Source organism: uncultured Flavobacterium sp. (assembly GCF_963975515.1).
Classification (GTDB): Bacteria; Bacteroidota; Bacteroidia; order Flavobacteriales; family Flavobacteriaceae; genus Flavobacterium.
In genome coordinates, this window is the sequence record NZ_CAXBGY010000015.1 from 56527 (window position 1) to 74417 (window position 17891).

The 17891-nt window shown below is 29.9% G+C and carries 16 protein-coding genes; 4 read left to right on the forward strand and 12 right to left on the reverse strand.

Features of this window, described 5'->3' with window-relative positions:
• Position 1: 1 nt before the first annotated feature.
• Complete coding sequence (locus AAC008_RS13835) at positions 2-463, forward strand: low molecular weight protein-tyrosine-phosphatase (RefSeq protein WP_339890022.1); 462 nt, start codon at positions 2-4, stop codon at positions 461-463.
• Between the two features lie 54 nt (positions 464-517).
• On the forward strand, positions 518-1258 hold the full coding sequence (locus AAC008_RS13840) for an SAM-dependent methyltransferase (protein ID WP_339890003.1): 741 nt from the start codon (positions 518-520) through the stop codon (positions 1256-1258).
• Here the strand turns inward: AAC008_RS13840 and AAC008_RS13845 are convergent, their stop codons facing one another.
• The 5 genes from AAC008_RS13845 to dapF form a co-directional block, all read right to left on the reverse strand.
• Positions 1259-1903, reverse strand: coding sequence for a peptidoglycan-binding protein LysM (locus AAC008_RS13845; RefSeq protein ID WP_339890005.1), 645 nt, complete (start codon positions 1901-1903; stop codon positions 1259-1261).
• A gap of 98 nt (positions 1904-2001) precedes the next feature.
• On the reverse strand, positions 2002-2919 hold the full coding sequence (locus tag AAC008_RS13850; RefSeq protein ID WP_339890006.1) for a DUF2279 domain-containing protein: 918 nt from the start codon (positions 2917-2919) through the stop codon (positions 2002-2004).
• Positions 2920-2988: 69 nt separating this feature from the next.
• Entirely contained in the window at positions 2989-4032 is a 1044-nt protein-coding gene (mltG, locus tag AAC008_RS13855; RefSeq protein ID WP_339890007.1) for an endolytic transglycosylase MltG, read from the reverse strand.
• Positions 4033-4039: 7 nt separating this feature from the next.
• Complete coding sequence (locus tag AAC008_RS13860; protein ID WP_339890008.1) at positions 4040-4570, reverse strand: GNAT family protein; 531 nt, start codon at positions 4568-4570, stop codon at positions 4040-4042.
• A gap of 99 nt (positions 4571-4669) precedes the next feature.
• Positions 4670-5452, reverse strand: coding sequence for a diaminopimelate epimerase (gene dapF / locus AAC008_RS13865; RefSeq protein WP_339890009.1), 783 nt, complete (start codon positions 5450-5452; stop codon positions 4670-4672).
• Between the two features lie 129 nt (positions 5453-5581).
• On the opposite strand from dapF, the gene AAC008_RS13870 reads away from it, so the two are divergent.
• Together AAC008_RS13870 and AAC008_RS13875 are read left to right on the forward strand one after the other, a co-directional pair.
• Positions 5582-6967, forward strand: coding sequence for a trypsin-like peptidase domain-containing protein (locus tag AAC008_RS13870; RefSeq protein WP_339890010.1), 1386 nt, complete (start codon positions 5582-5584; stop codon positions 6965-6967).
• A gap of 136 nt (positions 6968-7103) precedes the next feature.
• On the forward strand, positions 7104-8552 hold the full coding sequence (locus AAC008_RS13875; protein ID WP_339890011.1) for a glyceraldehyde-3-phosphate dehydrogenase: 1449 nt from the start codon (positions 7104-7106) through the stop codon (positions 8550-8552).
• 57 nt (positions 8553-8609) lie between these two features.
• Here AAC008_RS13875 and AAC008_RS13880 read toward each other — a convergent pair whose 3' ends face one another.
• The 7 genes from AAC008_RS13880 to AAC008_RS13910 all read right to left on the reverse strand — a co-directional run bounded on the left by AAC008_RS13880 (position 8610) and on the right by AAC008_RS13910 (position 17686).
• On the reverse strand, positions 8610-9128 hold the full coding sequence (locus AAC008_RS13880; RefSeq protein WP_339890012.1) for a hypothetical protein: 519 nt from the start codon (positions 9126-9128) through the stop codon (positions 8610-8612).
• 56 nt (positions 9129-9184) lie between these two features.
• The gene (locus AAC008_RS13885; RefSeq protein ID WP_339890014.1) at positions 9185-9865 is read right to left on the reverse strand and encodes a Crp/Fnr family transcriptional regulator; all 681 of its coding nucleotides are present in this window, start codon (positions 9863-9865) and stop codon (positions 9185-9187) included.
• 98 nt (positions 9866-9963) lie between these two features.
• On the reverse strand, positions 9964-12228 hold the full coding sequence (locus tag AAC008_RS13890; RefSeq protein ID WP_339890016.1) for an aconitate hydratase: 2265 nt from the start codon (positions 12226-12228) through the stop codon (positions 9964-9966).
• Between the two features lie 274 nt (positions 12229-12502).
• Positions 12503-13456, reverse strand: coding sequence for a MoxR family ATPase (locus AAC008_RS13895; protein WP_339890017.1), 954 nt, complete (start codon positions 13454-13456; stop codon positions 12503-12505).
• Positions 13457-13506: 50 nt separating this feature from the next.
• A complete protein-coding gene (locus AAC008_RS13900; RefSeq protein ID WP_339890019.1) occupies positions 13507-14877 on the reverse strand; it encodes a peptidylprolyl isomerase in 1371 nt (456 codons plus the stop codon).
• On the reverse strand, positions 14861-15712 hold the full coding sequence (locus AAC008_RS13905) for a hypothetical protein (RefSeq protein WP_339890020.1): 852 nt from the start codon (positions 15710-15712) through the stop codon (positions 14861-14863). The genes AAC008_RS13900 and AAC008_RS13905 overlap by 17 nt, the downstream gene beginning before the upstream one ends.
• A 6-nt stretch (positions 15713-15718) precedes the next feature.
• A complete protein-coding gene (locus AAC008_RS13910) occupies positions 15719-17686 on the reverse strand; it encodes a peptidylprolyl isomerase (protein ID WP_339890021.1) in 1968 nt (655 codons plus the stop codon).
• Between the last annotated feature and the right edge of the window lie 205 nt (positions 17687-17891).

The following is a 17891-nucleotide window of genomic DNA, read 5'->3' on the forward strand; positions in this document are numbered from 1 at the left end:
GATGGTTAAAGTTGTAATGGTTTGCCTTGGAAACATTTGTCGTTCTCCATTGGCAGAAGGAATTTTGCAATCAAAAGTTAATAAGAATGTTTTTGTTGATAGTGCTGGAACTGCAAATTATCATGTTGGAGAATTACCCTACAAACGATCCATTGCAGTAGCAAAAAAGCATGGAATTGACATTACAAATCAACGTTGCAAACACTTTACCTCAAAACATTTTGAAGAATTTGATGCTATTTATGTAATGGATAAATCCAATTATGAAAATGTAATTAAATTAGCTTCTTCTGAAAAAGACAAACAAAAAGTCAAGTTAATTTTAAACGAATCACACCCAAATCAAGATTTAGAAGTTCCTGATCCTTATTATGGTGGTGAAGATGGTTTTAAAAACGTTTATCAAATGTTAGACGAAGCTTGTTCTGTTATTGCAAAAAACTTAAAAACTGATTCAAAATAGATTTCTATTTACCTTACAAATTACTTACTTTTGTAAGGAATCAATATTTTCAATATGAAACCTATTCAACTTTTAGGAAAACTTTATTTAATTCCGTGTACATTATCAAATCCTGGTGAAACTACAGTTGTTCCAGAGGATGTTTTACCACAAAGTATAAAAAGAACAATAGATTTTATAGACTACTATATTGTTGAAAATGAAAAAACAGCTAGACGTTTTATTAAAAGTATTCATCCAGAAAAGAAACAGCCTTCTTTAAACATTTCATTATTAAACAAACATACTGATGCTTCAGATTACAATGAAATGATTAAACCTTTGTTAAATGGAAATAATATTGGTTTATTAAGTGAATCCGGTTGTCCTGGAGTAGCTGATCCTGGTGCTGTTATTGTAAAATTGGCACATGAAAAAGGGATTCAAGTAATTCCATTAGTTGGACCAAGTTCGATTCTATTAGCTGTTATGGCAAGTGGAATGAATGGACAAAGTTTTGCTTTTAACGGTTATTTACCTATTGATAAAAACGAAAAAAAAGTTGCTATAAAAAATTTAGAACGATTGTCATTTGAAAAAAACCAATCGCAATTATTTATAGAAACTCCTTATAGAAACAATAAGATTTTTGAAGATATTTTACAAGCTTTACAACCAAATACTCATTTGTGTGTGGCTTGTGATATTACTTTACCAACTGAATTTATCAAAACAAAAACAGTAAAAGAATGGCAAAAAAATAAGGTCGATTTACATAACCGACCTTGTATATTTATTATTCATAAAATGAATTAATTAATTCATTTTTACTTTTGCGTTTTTATCTGCTTTGATGTGTGAAATATCATAAGAAGCGAATTTTTTTATATAACTCCTAAGTGAAGTTCCAAAGCCATCTTTAAAACCATTACGTCCGTTACTTTTAAGGTATTTTTTTACAGAACCCGCACCACTTAAATGCGCAGCAGCTACAATTCCTGATTCAGTAATTTCTACACCATTAATAACCCTTCCACTATAAGCTTCAATTTCTTTTCTTAATATCCATTTATTTTTCGCAACTAATGCTTTAAATGCTTTATCTTGAATGGAAACATTATTTAAAAAGTTTTCAAAATCATAAACTCCAACAGCTCTTAACGTGCTTTTACCAAATTGGTATTTTCCCATGTAACCATAAGGATTAACCAATTTACTTTTCCCTCTTGACTCTTTATAAGCAACTGCTTGTCTGAATCCTATATAAGTCTTTCCTACGTATGGAACTTTAGTTGCAACTTCAAATCCTTCTGTTTCATCTTCTGTAGGAACATGGTAATTTATTACCTCATCTTCCCCTAAATGAAACCCATCAACTTTATCAATTTTAAAACTACTAAAACCAACGATTGCCAAAGTAAGTGAACTTAATAAACCTGTAAAAAATATAAATTTTTTCATTTTTTTTCTTTAAACAGAAATGCAAAACACTTCCGTAAATTGAGCCTGCAAATATACAAAAAATATTATATAATTGATTTACAGTGTGTTAAATTTTTCTAAAAGAAGAATCCGTAAGCCCTAAAGTCCTTATTAGAATTGAGTTGCAGGGTTGGTGCAGGTATCTTTATGGTGTTAAAAACAGAGAAAATAGTCTTTAAAAAGTGTGAATTTGTTTTGATTTTCGTCAAGTCAACATCAAAACTTAGGTAAAACTGACGATATTCGTTTTGAATAAAGCCATTCGAAAAAGCATCGTCTTTTGTTCCGAATAGCATTCCAGAACCACCATATCCAACCGCTAGATTTAACCATTTTGGCACAAATTCAAGTTTGGTAAAAGAATGTATGTTAAAAGACAGCCAGTAATTTTGTCCATTATAGTCTTTTAAAACTTGTTCTAGTGAAGATTCACCTAAAGTATTTGGTCGTAAAGAAGGAAAATTTGTTTTATGATAAGAGAATTTTGGCGTGATACGTTGTTCGTTCCAAAGTAATTCTTGGGAAACATATAAAGCAGTTCCAGAAACATTTGCAATAATATCTCCTGATGACGCACCCCATTCTGATGAATACCCATCAAAGACCTCAACAACTGTTAGAAATCCTAGACCTATTGTGGAACCATAAATTAACTGCTCTTTTTTGGAAGCACCAGACCATTCTAAAGCTTCTGCTCCCATTCTACCTAAATGATAAGACGAATACATGTGTCCCAATTTATCCATTTGAAGCCATTCTTCATTATCGTTTATAAAATGAAATTTAGATTTATCGTAATCTTTATACCAAAGTTGATTTAAACCAATAAGAGTTGTCCCCAAAACAGCTGCATCCGAAATATACACAGCCGTTTTTCTGTCTGAGTTTAAAGAATCTGAAGGTGTTAAAAATTGATTTATTTTGGATTGAGAAAAACTACTGACACTAATAAATATAAAAAACACTATCTTAACTAGCCCTGATGGGAATGGCATCTCCCGATTTTTCGGGAATAGAATGGACAGCAGGAAAATGGATTCTAAGTTAACTCTAGCCATTTGCTTCTAACGATTAATCCCTAATTTAGTAACCCAATCAGCGTATTTTCTAGCATTAACTTGATGTGCAGCATAATTAGACGCAAAATCGTGATAACCCATTCGATCAACACTTGCACAAAAATAAATATAATCGTGTTTTTCTGCATTTAGAACTGCATCAATAGCCGAAATATCTGGCATTGCAATTGGTCCAGGAGGCAATCCTAAATTTATATATGTATTATAAGGAGAAATTGTTCCTTGTGTGTCTTTACTATAAACGCGTTTAATGACTTGATCAAAATCTCCAGAAGCTTTCTTCATGGCAAAAATTACCGTTGGATCAGCTTGTAAAGGCATATTTAATGCTAATCGATTTAGATAAACTCCAGCTATTCTTGGTCTTTCGTCAATTTTAGCAGTTTCTTTATGAACTATAGAAGCTAACACTGAAACTTGAATTGGTGTCAAACTTTTATCTAATGCTTTTGCTGTTCTTTCTTCGTTCCAGAATTTTTTATATTCAGAAGCCATTTTTTCGGCTATTTTATCGGCAGAAGTATTCCAATAAAACTCATAAGTATTTGGAATAAACATCGCTAAAATAGTATCATCATTAAATCCGTTTTCTTTCATGAATTCAGGATCCGTAAAGGCCTCAATTAATGAAGTGCTATCTGATTCCATTTGAGTCGCTAATCGCTGAGCTAATTTTCCTAATGTTTCTTGATTATTGAAAGCTAATTTCACAGGCACATTGCTTTTCATTGCTCTAACAATATCAAAACTTGTCATGTCTTTTTTAAGCAAAAACTTTCCTTCTTTAACATTGGAAGCATAACTTCTTTTTTGAGCCACAAAATCAAACTTATCCATATCCTTTACAAAAGGACTAACAATTTCTTTTACTTGTTCGTATGTTGAATTTGTAGGCACATATACAAAAACTTCCTTTTGATTGAAAGAAGTATTTGCAGTGAATGCGTTGTTATACACATAAAAAGTAATGATTCCAGCAATAACAATTCCGATAACTGCAATTATTGCGATTAATTTTTTAAAGTTCAAAGTGTAATTATTTTATGTTAATTAATTGATATAAAGCTTCATCTTTATATAGATTATTGACTTTATTCCATTGTTTTTTTATTCCTATTAATTCGAAGCCAAATTTAGCAAAAAGAGCTATACTGATTTCATTTTCTGTACCAATATTTGCATAAAGTTGATGTAATTGTAAATGGGTAAAACAATAATTGATTAAAAGTTGTAATGCCTCAGAACCTATTCCGTTTTCTCTGTTGCTTGTTTGGTGAATTATTATTCCAATTCCAGCTCTATTGTTTGTTGGATCGAAATCAAATAAATCTATTAATCCGATTGCTTCATCAGAATCATTTATACAAATAGCTAAACGCAATTGCTTGGCTTCATAAATATCTTGATGAGCATTCTCTAAATATTGTTTTATTAGAAATCTACTGTAAGGAGTTTGCGTATTACTAACCTTCCAAATGGATTCGTCATTCTCTATAGTATAGATAAATGTTAAATCTTCTGGCTCAAGTGCTCGTAAATAAATGCTATTTCCTTTTAGTGTTATCAAACTATTATTCGTCTTTTTTCTTTATTAATATGGCTATTGCTACACCAACTACTATCATTATTAAAACCAAAAATATCACAAAAATTGCCATCATAACTTTTAACTGTTTATTGTTCCTTCAAAAACAAATGTTGCTGGACCAATTAAAAACACATTAGTGAATTTATTATTGTCAACATCAAATTTTACTTTTAGTTTTCCGCCTTCTACATTTAGATTTATTTCTTTGCTTGAAGATTTTCCTGTTTTGTACATTGCAATTGCCACTGCAGTTACACCAGTTCCACAAGATAAGGTTTCGTCTTCAACACCACGTTCATATGTTCTTACTGTAAAAATATTATTTTCTAATTGCTTCACAAAGTTAACATTACTTCCTTCATTCTCATATAAATCAGAATATCTAATTTTTGCTCCTTCATTTTTTACATCAAAATTTTGTAAATCATCCACTAAAGTAACATGATGTGGCGAACCAGTATTTAGAAAGGTATAGTTATTTTCTAGTTTTATATCAGAAACATCAGTCATTTGAAGAGAGACTATTCCATCTTTATCAATTGTTGCAAAATGCGAACCGTCAACAGCCTCGAAAGTCGCCTCGTTTGAAATTACATTCATTTGTTTAGCAAAAGCTACTAAACACCTACCACCATTTCCACACATCGAACTTTCGTTTCCGTCTGAATTATAATAAACCATTTTAAAATCTAAATCAGCATGCTTTTCTAATAGAATTAATCCATCAGCACCAATTCCAAATCTCCTATCACACAAATATGCAATAAGTTTGGTATCATTTTTGGGAAATGTGTCTTGACGGTTATCAATCATGACAAAATCATTTCCTGTTCCTTGATATTTGTAAAAATGTATTTTCATAAAAATATTGTTAATGCAAAAGTACAAATATTAATAAGATGTTAAACATTGTTAATCGAGCGTTAAACTGATTTTATATAAAATAATATATCAGTAATTTTAACTTATTAATTATTAAATGAAAAAAGAATGAAAAAATTCGGAAGTTTATTATTGCTATCCCTGATGAGTGGAGCCGTTACACTGGGAGCTTATAAATTATTTTTTGATTCGTCAAAAACTAATGGCATAACCATTGCTTCACCAAATTACGCAAAAAATGTTGGACTAAGTGCTGAAACAGTAGATTTTACAGCTGCAGCAGAAAATACGGTTCATAATGTTGTGCATGTAAAAAACATGACTACACAAAAAGTTTATAGTGATCCTTTTGCCTACATGTTTGGAAATGGAAGAGGTCAAACACAAGAACAATATCAAGTTGGGACTGGTTCTGGAGTAATTATAAGTGAAGATGGTTTTATTGTTACTAATAATCATGTGATACAAAATTCAAATGCGTTAGAAGTTACATTAAATGACAATAAAACATACAAAGCTAGATTAGTTGGAACAGATTCAAAAATGGACATTGCTTTAATAAAAATCGATACCGACGAAAAATTGCCGTTTGCTGTTTTTGGAGATTCAGATGAAATTAAAGTAGGCGAATGGGTTTTAGCTGTTGGTAATCCATATAACCTAACCTCAACCGTAACTGCTGGAATTGTTTCTGCAAAAGCCAGAGATTTGACAAATAACGGGATTCAATCTTTTATACAAACTGATGCAGCAGTAAACCCTGGAAATAGTGGTGGCGCATTGGTAAACACAAGAGGTGAATTGATTGGAATAAACACTATGATTTCTTCACAAACAGGTTCTTATGTTGGTTATTCTTTTGCAGTTCCTTCAAACATTACTAGAAAAATTGTAGAAGATTTAATGCAATTTGGAAATGTACAAAGAGGTGTTTTAGGAATTGAAGGTCGTGAATTAAACATAAACGCTTCTAAAGAATTAGGCACAAGTCTTTCAAAAGGTTTTTATATTTCTGATATAACTCAAAAATCAGGAGCAGAAAAAGCTGGACTAAAAAAAGGAGATATTATTACTAAATTAGATAATAAAATGGTTGCTGGCTTTAAAGACTTAACTTCATACATTAATACTAAAAGACCAAATGATATAGTTGAAGTTACGGTAATTAGAAATGAAAATGAAAAAATAATTCCGGTGAAATTGACTAAAAGAGAATTATTAACCTTTGAATTTAACCAAATTGAACTAATTGATATTGATGAAGAAGATAAAAAAGCATTAAAATTAGATTATGGTGTAAAAATTAGTAAGATTAATAATCCAGAATTAATTCAGTATCAAGATCAGTTGTTAGGTGGAATTATACTTTCGATTGATGGAAAAAAAGCTACTGATATTAGTACCGTTTCAAGTTATTTAAATACTAAAAAAACAGAACGAGCCCAATATCAAATCATGACACTAAATCGTCAAGTATTTTCTGTTATTTTCTAATAATAAACTAATAAAATTTAACCAGTCACTTTTGACTGGTTTTTTTATGATAAAAAATACTTAAAAAGCTTTACGAAAACGTTTGAAATCTATATTTTTGCACCAAAATTAAAACACACAACTATATTTTTTAATTATGAGTAACAACAATTTATACGAAAAAGAGCTTTCTTTTCAGGCAGACAGAAGAAAGGCTGGTGTAGAATTCATTAAAATCATTAGTGATTTATGGTATGATAAATCTATCGAATTAGTTTTATTTAGAAATCAATTAATTGACAGAAACGTAAGTGACATCATTAATTTACATGAATATGCTGGTGCATTTGTTCAAAAACCAATTAATATTTTTGATTCGGTTGAAATCGCAGAAGCTATCAATAGTTTAGATTTGCCACCTTCAAAAATTGATATTGGTAAACTAACCTATGAATATCATTTAGAAGATGATAAATATAATGATGCAAAAGCCTTTGTAATTGACAAGTTAAAAGATGCAAAAGCTACTACAGAAATAAAACCAAAAGATGTTGTGCTTTATGGATTTGGTAGAATTGGCCGTTTATTAGCTCGTGAAATGATGAGCAAAATGGGAAAAGGTCAGCAATTACGCTTACGTGCAATTGTTACAAGAGATAAAAATGATGCAACTTTATTAGAGAAAAGAGCTTCATTACTAAGATATGATTCTGTTCATGGTGATTTCGAAGGCTCAGTTGAAGCTGATGTTGAAAACAATGCCTTAATCATTAATGGAACAACAGTTCATATAATAACTGCAAATGGACCAGAAGAAATTGATTATACAAAATACGGAATTGACAGTGCTTTAGTAATTGATAATACTGGTGCTTTTACAACAGAAGAAGCATTAAAAAGACACTTAACATCAAAAGGAGTTAGTAAAGTTTTATTGACTGCTCCAGGAAAAGGCGTTCCAAATATTGTTCATGGAGTAAATCACGAAGAGTACAATCCTGACACGGTTGATATTTTTTCAGCAGCTTCATGTACAACAAACGCAATTACTCCAATTTTAAAAGCTGTTGAAGATACTTTAGGTGTTGTAAAAGGACATTTAGAAACTATTCATGCCTATACAAATGACCAAAATTTGGTTGACAATATGCATAATAAATACAGACGTGGAAGAGCTGCAGCTTTAAACATGGTAATTACAGAAACTGGTGCTGGTTCTGCTGTTGCAAAAGCATTACCTAGTTTAGCCGGAAAATTAACTTCAAATGCTATTCGTGTTCCAGTTCCAAATGGTTCATTGGTTGTTTTAAATTTAGAAGTTGGAAAAGAAACATCAGTTGATGAAGTAAATAATATTATGAAGAATTATGCTCTTGAAGGAAAATTAGTAGAGCAAATTAAATATTCATTAAACAACGAGTTAGTATCTTCTGATATTGTTGGAACTTCTGCTCCATCAATTTTTGATAGTAATGCTACAATTGTTTCTGGTGATGGAAAAAATATAGTTTTGTATGTTTGGTATGATAACGAATATGGCTATAGTCATCAAGTTATTCGTTTAGCTAAATATATTGCAAAAGTAAGACGTTATACTTACTATTAGTAGTTAATTTTAATTCAAAACTAAAAAATCCGTTCTAATTAAATAGAACGGATTTTTTTATTGTTTTAATAATTCGTCAATTGTTTTTCTTACGGTATCGGAATTCCAATTTGCAACTCCTTCTTGATTCATAACAATCCTTCCTGTTTTACTAATTAAGTAAGATTTAGGTAATTTCCCGAAAACCAAAGGTCTTAAGGGTGTTGATCCTATATAGTAATTTGGAAACAATATATTATTCTCTTTGATGAACTTTCTAACATTTGGCTGTGTATCATCCGTTATAAAATAAAACTCAATTTTTAGTTTATAGTCATTATATAGTTTTTGAATTATCTCTATATCAACTGATACATCTTTATTAGTCGTATTCCAGTAATGAATAAATACAACTTTATTTCGATTGGCATATAAATTAATTGTTCTTCCTGTGGATTCAATTAATCTTAAATCATAAGAAGAGAGAACATCTTGTTTTTCAAATGGAATTAAATTTGGTTCAGGGAAATTAGATTCAGTGTTAGAACAACTAAATAATCCAAGACAAACTAATAAAACAACTAAGTACTTTTTCATTATAAATTTATTTCAAAAATAACAAAAAATATGCTAGAATGGAATATTAAACGTTTTTAATTTACCAATTTTCTATGGTTTTTTAATGTAATTTCCTTTCTATCAAAGTCTAAATAATCCTCTTCTTTTAGTTCATTTAGTAAAATATTAAGCGTTGGCCTTGAAGTACCTATTAAAGTTGCCATTTCTTTTTGAGTGTAAGGTTGTCTTATAATAATATCACCAGTAATCACATTTTTATAACCAAAGTCCTCACTTAATTCTTTAATAAATTCTTTTAGTCTTGTTTTGGTATCTTTAAACAAAAGCAATTGAAGTCTTCTTTCAAGTTTTTTAAATCTATATCCAATAAACTTATATATTTTTAAACTAAATTCTTTATTTTCTCTCAATAAATCTATCATAACATTAGTTGTAATAGGACATATAGAGGTTTCTTTGTCAATTGCTTGAGCAAATTCATTTCTTATTTCTTCACCAAGAATGGCTTTTTCACCAAAAATTTCACCTTTAGATAAAATGGCTGTAATTATCTCTTCTCCATCTTCAGTTACATATCCAATTTTTACTTTTCCATAATTAATTAGAAAAATTTTATCTGCACTATCTTCTTCAAAATAGACAAACTCGTTTTTTTTGAAAAAATAAAACTGATGTGAGTCTTTAAATTCTTTAAATTGATGAGGACAAAGGATTGTAAATAAATTTACATCTTCTAAAAACCATAATGATTTCATAACAATAATTCGTTTAAACCAAAGTTAAGAAAATTAAGAACATAAAAAAACTCCCTAACTTTTATTTAAGAAAGGGAGTTTTAAAATATTTGAATTATTTAAGCTAAACCAGCTGCAATTAAATTTAAGGCAGAACCTGCTTTAAACCATTCAATTTGACCTTCATTATAAGTATGATTTGCCATTATTGTATCTTTTGAACCATCTGCATGGACAAATTCTAACGTTAAGGGTTTACCTGGAGCAAATGACGTTAAGTCTAAGAAGTTAATTGTATCATCTTCTTGAATTTTATCATAATCAGCTTCATTAGCAAAAGTTAAACCTAACATACCTTGTTTCTTAAGGTTAGTTTCGTGAATACGAGCAAATGATTTTACCAAAACAGCTTCAACACCTAAGAATCTTGGTTCCATAGCTGCATGCTCTCTAGAAGAACCTTCACCATAGTTATGATCTCCAACAACAATTGAAGGAACACCAGCTGCTTTGTATGCTCTAGCCGTACCAGGAACTGTATCAAAACCACCTGTTAATTGATTCTTAACTTTATTAGTTGCTTGACCAAATGCATTTACAGCACCAATCAACATATTATTTGAAATATTATCTAAATGCCCACGAAAACGTAACCATGGTCCAGCCATAGAAATGTGATCTGTTGTACATTTACCAAATGCTTTGATTAATAATTTTGCACCTGTTATGTTTTTTCCATCCCAAGGTTTAAATGGAGCTAATAATTGTAATCTTTCTGAAGTCGGAGAAACAACTACATTAACACCACTTCCATCTTCTGCTGGAGCTTGAAAACCTGCATCTTCAACATCAAATCCTTTTTTAGGTAATTCATCACCATAAGGAGTTTTCAACATAACCTCTTCTCCATTATCATTGATTAACGGATCTGTTAATGGGTTAAAGTCTAATCTTCCTGAAAGTGCTAAAGCAGCAACCATTTCTGGCGAAGTTACAAAGGCATGCGTATTTGGATTTCCATCAGCACGTTTTGAGAAATTTCTATTGAATGAATGTACAATTGTATTTTTTTCTTGCTTATCTGCACCTTCTCTATCCCATTGACCAATACATGGTCCACAAGCGTTTGTAAATACCTTTGTTCCTAATTTTTCGAAAGTTGCGATAATTCCGTCTCTTTCGATAGTATATCTAATTTGTTCTGAACCTGGATTAATTCCGAATTCTGCTTTTGGAGTAATATTGTTATCAATTGCTTGTTGAACAATTGAAGCAGCTCTAGACATATCTTCGTAAGAAGAGTTAGTACAAGAACCAATTAATCCCCATTCTACTTTTATTGGCCAACCGTTTGCAGCAGCTTCTTTTTTCATTTCAGAAACTGGAGTTCCTCTATCTGGAGTGAATGGTCCGTTAATATATGGTTGAAGTTCTGAAAGATTAATTTCAATAACTTGATCAAAGTAAGTTTCAGGGTTTGCATATACTTCTGCATCAGCAGTTAAATAATCTGCTACTGTATCCGCTGCAGCTACTACATCTTTACGACCAGTTGCATTTAAATATCTTCTCATGGAATCATCGTATCCAAAAGTTGAAGTTGTAGCTCCAATTTCTGCACCCATGTTACAAATTGTTCCTTTACCTGTACAAGACATTGAAGTTGCTCCTTCTCCAAAATATTCTACAATAGCACCTGTTCCACCTTTTACAGTAAGAATATCTGCTACTTTTAGAATGACATCTTTTGGTGCTGTCCAACCTGAAAGTTTTCCAGTTAATTTAACTCCAATTAATTTTGGAAATTTTAATTCCCAAGACATTCCAGACATTACATCTACTGCATCTGCTCCACCAACCCCAATTGCTAACATACCTAATCCACCTGCATTTACTGTGTGTGAATCTGTACCAATCATCATTCCACCTGGAAATGCATAATTTTCTAAAACGATTTGGTGAATAATTCCAGAACCTGGTTTCCAAAAACCGATTCCGTATTTATCTGAAACAGAAGAAAGAAAGTCAAAAACTTCTTTTGATTGATCATTTGCTAAAGCTAAATCAGATTTAGCACCGTTTTTTGCTAAAATTAAGTGATCACAGTGAACTGTTGTTGGAACAGCTACTGTTTTTTTATTTGCATGCATAAATTGCAATAATGCCATTTGTGCCGTTGCATCTTGACATGCTACTCTATCTGGAGCAAAGTCAACATAATCTTTACCTCTTGTATATGCTACTTTAGGATTTCCATCCCAAAGGTGAGAATATAAAATCTTTTCAGACAATGTAAGTGGGCGACCAACAATATCTCGTGCTTTATCAACACGCTCTGCCATAGTTGCGTATACTTGTTTAATCATTTCTATATCAAAAGCCATAGTATAAGTAAATTAATTAGTTTGTTATTTTAAGTGGAACAAATTTAAGAAATCTTAATGAGATTTGAAAATTTTTAATAAAAACTTAATTTACAGAAATTATTAACTATAAAACGATTGATTTATTGAAAATAATTCAAAAAATGAATGATAAATTTCGAATTAAATAATTTTAGGCGTAAAAAATATTAATTTAATAAAAAGTAGTAGCTCAAAATAAGAAATCGACAATCGGCAAATTTTAGTATAATATGTATAAATAAAAAAAAGCTGTTTAAAACAGCTTTTCAATTATCATTTCTTCAGAAATTCCTTCGGCATCTGCCTTATAATTCTTGACAATTCTATGCCTTAATATTCCTTTTGCTACTGCTTTTACATCTTCAATATCTGGAGAAAATTTTCCATTAAAAGCTGCATTTGCCTTAGCTGCTAGAATTAAATTTTGAGACGCTCTTGGTCCTGCTCCCCAATCTATGTATGTTTTAACGAAATCTGTTGCTAATGCATTATCTGGTCTTGTTTTACTAACTAAAGTAACAGCGTATTCAATAACATTATCGGCAACTGGAATTTTTCGTATTACATTTTGAAAATCAATAATTTCTTGAGCCGTAAATAATGGATTTACTTGAGGTTTATGATCTGAAGTTGTTGCTTTTACAACATCTACTTCTTCTTGAAAACTAGGGTAATCTAATTTAATAGCAAACATAAAACGGTCTAATTGCGCTTCTGGCAAAGGATAAGTTCCTTCTTGCTCAATTGGGTTTTGTGTTGCTAAAACGAAATAAGGTAAATCTAATTTATAATTATGACCCGCGACCGTTACAGAACGTTCTTGCATAGCTTCTAAAAGTGCAGCTTGTGTTTTTGGCGGTGTTCTGTTAATCTCATCGGCTAGAATAATATTAGAAAAAACTGGTCCTTTTATGAATTTAAATTGACGGTTTTCATCTAATATTTCACTTCCTAATATATCTGAAGGCATTAAATCTGGTGTAAACTGAATTCTCTTGAAATTTAAACCTAGTGCTTGTGAAATAGTATTAACCATTAAAGTTTTTGCTAAACCAGGAACACCAACTAAAAGTGCGTGTCCTCCAGAAAAGATACTTAAAATGATTTGGTTTACTACTTCATCTTGACCTATGATTACTTTGGCAACTTCTCTTTGAAGTTCAGCTTTTTTTTCAACCAATCTTTTTAATGCTGCAACGTCTGACATATAGTTTTTAGTTTTCTAATATTGTGTTTAAATCTCTAAAGTACAAAAAATTACTTAACCTCTTTTTTTAACCAGTCACTTGCAAAAGTACAATCGCGATATTCACCATTAACTTTAATATAAGTTTGTGTGATTTTCTCTTTAGTCCATTTTCCAATAGCTGTAATTTGTTTGTCTTTTAAAGCAATATCTTTAATTTTGATGAAATCTTTAGAAAAATCCGCAAGATGTTCTTGTGTTTTTTCATTAACTGTAATTATTTTGAAAAACTTTCCTTCACCAGGTATTTCTTCCAAAATGACTCTTGAAATTTCATTTGTTTTCAATTCAGAAATCTCATTATACAAAGAAGGATCTAGTTTTGTAAGCTCAAATTTAGCTTCTAATGTTTTTGGATTTAAAACAATTCCTCCATTATTTTTTGTTTCCTTATCTTCAGACAAAGATTTTGCTGCAGCAGAAAATGTAAGTTCTTTATTTAAAATTTTAGCTCTAATGTTTTCAATTCTAGTTTTTGCTTCAGCTAATGCTTCATCGCTAACTTTTGGTGACATTAAAATATGTCTTAATTCTACTTCTTGACCTAAAATTTTCTCAACTTTTATAATATGATATCCGTAAACTGTTTCAAATGGTTCAGATATTTCTCCTTCTTGCAACGTAAAAGCTACATCTTTAAATTCTTTTACAAACTGTGTTTTTTTGTTAATTTTATAATAACCACCGTTAGGAGCTGAAGCTCTATCTTCTGTATAAAGAACGGCTTTAGTAGTAAAACTTGTTCCGTTTTCTAACACATCTTGTTTAATTTCTTTTAGTTTTTTAATTACTTTTTGTTTTTCCTCTTCAGACACAATTGGCTTAATAATTAGTTGTGCAATTTCTACTTCGGAACCAATAGTAGGAATTTCATCTTTTGGAATTTTATTGAAGAAAGTTCTCACTTCTTCAGGAGTAATTTCAATTTTATCAATTATTTTTCGGTTCATACCTTGAACAAGTTTGTTCATTTTAATAATATCAAAAAAGTAATTTTTAAAATCGTCAATATTTTTTTTGTTGTAATATTTCACAACTTTATCTACTGAACCTATTTGCTCTACCATTACTCCAAGTTGTTCATCCATAACACCTCTAACCTCTTCATCGGTAACAACGATACTATCTTCTACAGCATGGTGAGCATAAAGTCTATCTTCTAAAAGTTTTCCTAATAATTCACATCTGGTAACATCTGCACTAGAAATTCCGTTTGCTCTTAATTCAATAAGCATTAAGTCAATATCAGAATCCAACACTACATAGTCTCCTACAACTGCCGCTACACCATCTATTTTTTGTTTTTTTGGTTGTGCATGTAATGTTGTTACAGCCAAAACAATAAGTACAAAAAGCGCTTTAAATTTACTTGTATATTTCATATTTTTTGTCTTTAAGAGCATCTGTTGTGATGTCTTTTTGATATTTATTTATTAATTCTGTTTTTCGTTTATTAAGTATAACTTTTTTTAAAGTCGGTTTTATGTATTGGAAAGGTGACACTTGATTTTTATCAATATAATTTGATGTCTTAATTAAATACATATCTGTTGAATCGGCAAATTTAACTGTTTTTCCGGCTATTATATAATTTTCTTTATTTTCTACATTAATAACTGGAAGTTTTTCATAAACTTGATTCATATCTATCCAAATAGAATCATTAAAAGCATAACTTTTAAATTCAATTGTACTGTTCTTTAGGGATTCTTTATTCTCTTTACTAGTATTTACGAATTTATTTGAAAGTGAAGTAAGTTTAGGGTTACTTTTATTAATTTGAATGTAACTCATTTTAACAAGAGCAGTATTTGTTTTAAAATTTTCTTTATTTTTTTCGTAATATTCCTTTATCTCATTTTCACTTACTATAGTGTCAAAAGATTTGTAAACCAATTGCTCAATGTATGCCTTAGTGTATAAATCTTTTTTGTATTGCTCCACTAATTTATTCAATTCAGTTTGTTTTTCATCTGAAAGGTTCAATTCTGCTGCATTGAATAGTAATTTTTGTGAAGCCCAACGGTCTATATAATCATTTACAATAATTATACTATCTTTTTTTGAAGTTCCGGCTGGCACTAAACCTTTGATATCCTCTTTATAAAGGTTGGAGTTATTAACTCTTGCAATAGCAATATTATCTACCTCATTTGTTCCTTTTTTACAAGAAACAAAAACCGTAATTATAACCAAAAACAAGAATTTAAATTTCATGTTAAATTATTTTAATTGATTTTTTACTTTTTGTAAAACCTCTTTATCTACTTTGATGTTTACATTTTTTTTCAATTCTGAAACCCAATTAGTTTCTAAATATTGTTGGTAATCATTTATAACTCTTCCTTTAGCATCTAAAAAGTCTTTTGGTTCTGATGGCAGGACATTTTTAGTATTTAAAAAGAAATAATATTCACCTTCTTTTACTATTTCAGACAGACCTTTATCTAATGTGCTTTTTTTAGGCAACGTTTTATCATCCTCTTCATAAACTCCTTTTTGAATCATTACATTTACCTTTCCTTCAGCATTTAGTTTGTTTTTAATGTATTCTGAGTCTTTTCCTTTTTTAGCATATTTTAATGCTTTTTCTATATCCGATTTGTTTGAAGAAGAATAAACTTCTGTTTCTACTCTTTTCTTCCATTTATAGTTTGCAATGTGATCTAAATAAAATTGTTTTTGACCAAGTGTATCAGATTTAGAGCGTTCCCAAATTTCTTTTTCCATTAAATCAAACAATAATAAACCGTCTCTGTATTCTTCCATTATATACTTAAATTCAACGAACTCATTTTCTAAATGATCATCATAATATTCATTAAGTTTAACATCTATATATTGATCATACAAATGATCTACCAAACTATTGATTGGTTTAATCTGAAGATTTTGTTTTTGTTGTTCTTGAATATATTGTAAAAAAGAAGATGCGTTTATTTTAGCATCATTGTTAATTTCAACTATTTTTTTGTTGTTCGCTTTTAAAACTTCTGGAGAAACTTCCCATGTTTGTTTGTAAAAATTATCGTTTACAAGTTTTTTTACCGCTTCTAACGTTTTTTTATCTGTTGCTATCGTATATTTTTTCTTTAATTTATCAGTCAAAGAAGATGAAATTAATTTTGAACGATCGTCTCTTCTAATTTTATTTTCTAATTCATTTTTAGATTCTTCATAAGTTTTAACTGGGTGTTTGTCAATAAGTTTAGCAATATGCCATCCGAATTGTGTCTTAAAAGGTTTTGAAACATCGTTACTATTTTTTAATAAGAAAGCTACGTCTTCAAATTCACTTGAACTTAATTGTCCCCTTCCAAAACGTTGTAAAACACCACCTTTACTTGAAGATGATTTGTCTTCAGAAAATTGTTGTGCTAAAGCTTCAAATTTTTCACCTTGTTGCAATTTTTGATAAATCTCATCAATTGTTTTTTTAGACAAATCGTTTCCGTTTTCATCTTTGTTATCTAACACCATTATATGTGCTACAGTAACTTCACCTTGGTTATCTCTTTGATCAACAACTTTAATTATATGATATCCAAAACGCGTTCTAGTCGGTTTTGATATTGCCCCTTTTTCTGTTTTAAATGCTGCACTTTCAAAAGGATAAACCATTCTAAATACAGAAAAATAACCTAAATCACCTTTATTATCTTTAGCTGATGGGTCTTGTGAATATTTTACGGCTGCATCCTCAAATGACACTCCCTTTTTGATTTCATCGACAACTTTAACGGCTTCATTATAAGCTTTTAATGTATCCGCTGGTAATGCATTTTCGTCTACTAAGATTAAAATATGTGATGCTTTTATTTCCTTAAGCGAACGATCATAAGCTTCTTGCGTTAACGCTTGTGTGACTTTAGAATCGCTTGTGTAATTTTTTGAAAGTTGCGTTCTATATGATTTTAACTCGTTTTGATATTTTAAACTGTTTTGTAAACCTGACTTATAAGCTTTATCAACTTTTAATTTATACCCTAAAAACAAGTCAAAATACACATCAATATCTTTTTGAGAATCGTCTTTAACTAAATCTAAGTTTTTATTATAAACCCTGATAAATTCATCTGTATAATATGGCTTGTCATCAATTGAGAAAAGTACTTCTTTTTTTACTTCTTGCGAAAAAACATTGCTAAACTGCAATAGGAATAGTAATCCAAAAACAAATTTATTTTTCATATCCACTTTAAATAATTATCTTATAATTGTTACAATCAACAAAAATAATAATTCAAAGCTATTAATCAAGAATTACTTAATGTATTAACATAAAATTATAGCGAATAAAAAAACCATCTCGTTTTCGAGATGGTTTTTTTATGTTTTATTGTGATTTAATTATATTACATTTCTAAGATAATAAATTCACTTCTTCTATTCTTTT

Excerpts from the sequence above, each read along its gene's own strand:
- AAC008_RS13890 (WP_339890016.1), bottom strand. The coding sequence starts at position 12,228 with ATGGCTTTTGATATAGAAATGATTAAACAAGTATACGCAACTATGGCA.
- dapF (WP_339890009.1), bottom strand. The coding sequence starts at position 5,452 with ATGAAAATACATTTTTACAAATATCAAGGAACAGGAAATGATTTTGTC.
- AAC008_RS13840 (WP_339890003.1), top strand. The coding sequence starts at position 518 with ATGAAACCTATTCAACTTTTAGGAAAACTTTATTTAATTCCGTGTACA.
- AAC008_RS13905 (WP_339890020.1), bottom strand. The coding sequence starts at position 15,712 with ATGAAATTTAAATTCTTGTTTTTGGTTATAATTACGGTTTTTGTTTCT.
- AAC008_RS13875 (WP_339890011.1), top strand. The coding sequence starts at position 7,104 with ATGAGTAACAACAATTTATACGAAAAAGAGCTTTCTTTTCAGGCAGAC.
- AAC008_RS13870 (WP_339890010.1), top strand. The coding sequence starts at position 5,582 with ATGAAAAAATTCGGAAGTTTATTATTGCTATCCCTGATGAGTGGAGCC.
- AAC008_RS13900 (WP_339890019.1), bottom strand. The coding sequence starts at position 14,877 with ATGAAATATACAAGTAAATTTAAAGCGCTTTTTGTACTTATTGTTTTG.
- AAC008_RS13850 (WP_339890006.1), bottom strand. The coding sequence starts at position 2,919 with ATGCCATTCCCATCAGGGCTAGTTAAGATAGTGTTTTTTATATTTATT.
- AAC008_RS13885 (WP_339890014.1), bottom strand. The coding sequence starts at position 9,865 with ATGAAATCATTATGGTTTTTAGAAGATGTAAATTTATTTACAATCCTT.
- AAC008_RS13910 (WP_339890021.1), bottom strand. The coding sequence starts at position 17,686 with ATGAAAAATAAATTTGTTTTTGGATTACTATTCCTATTGCAGTTTAGC.
- AAC008_RS13880 (WP_339890012.1), bottom strand. The coding sequence starts at position 9,128 with ATGAAAAAGTACTTAGTTGTTTTATTAGTTTGTCTTGGATTATTTAGT.
- AAC008_RS13845 (WP_339890005.1), bottom strand. The coding sequence starts at position 1,903 with ATGAAAAAATTTATATTTTTTACAGGTTTATTAAGTTCACTTACTTTG.
- AAC008_RS13895 (WP_339890017.1), bottom strand. The coding sequence starts at position 13,456 with ATGTCAGACGTTGCAGCATTAAAAAGATTGGTTGAAAAAAAAGCTGAA.
- AAC008_RS13835 (WP_339890022.1), top strand. The coding sequence starts at position 2 with ATGGTTAAAGTTGTAATGGTTTGCCTTGGAAACATTTGTCGTTCTCCA.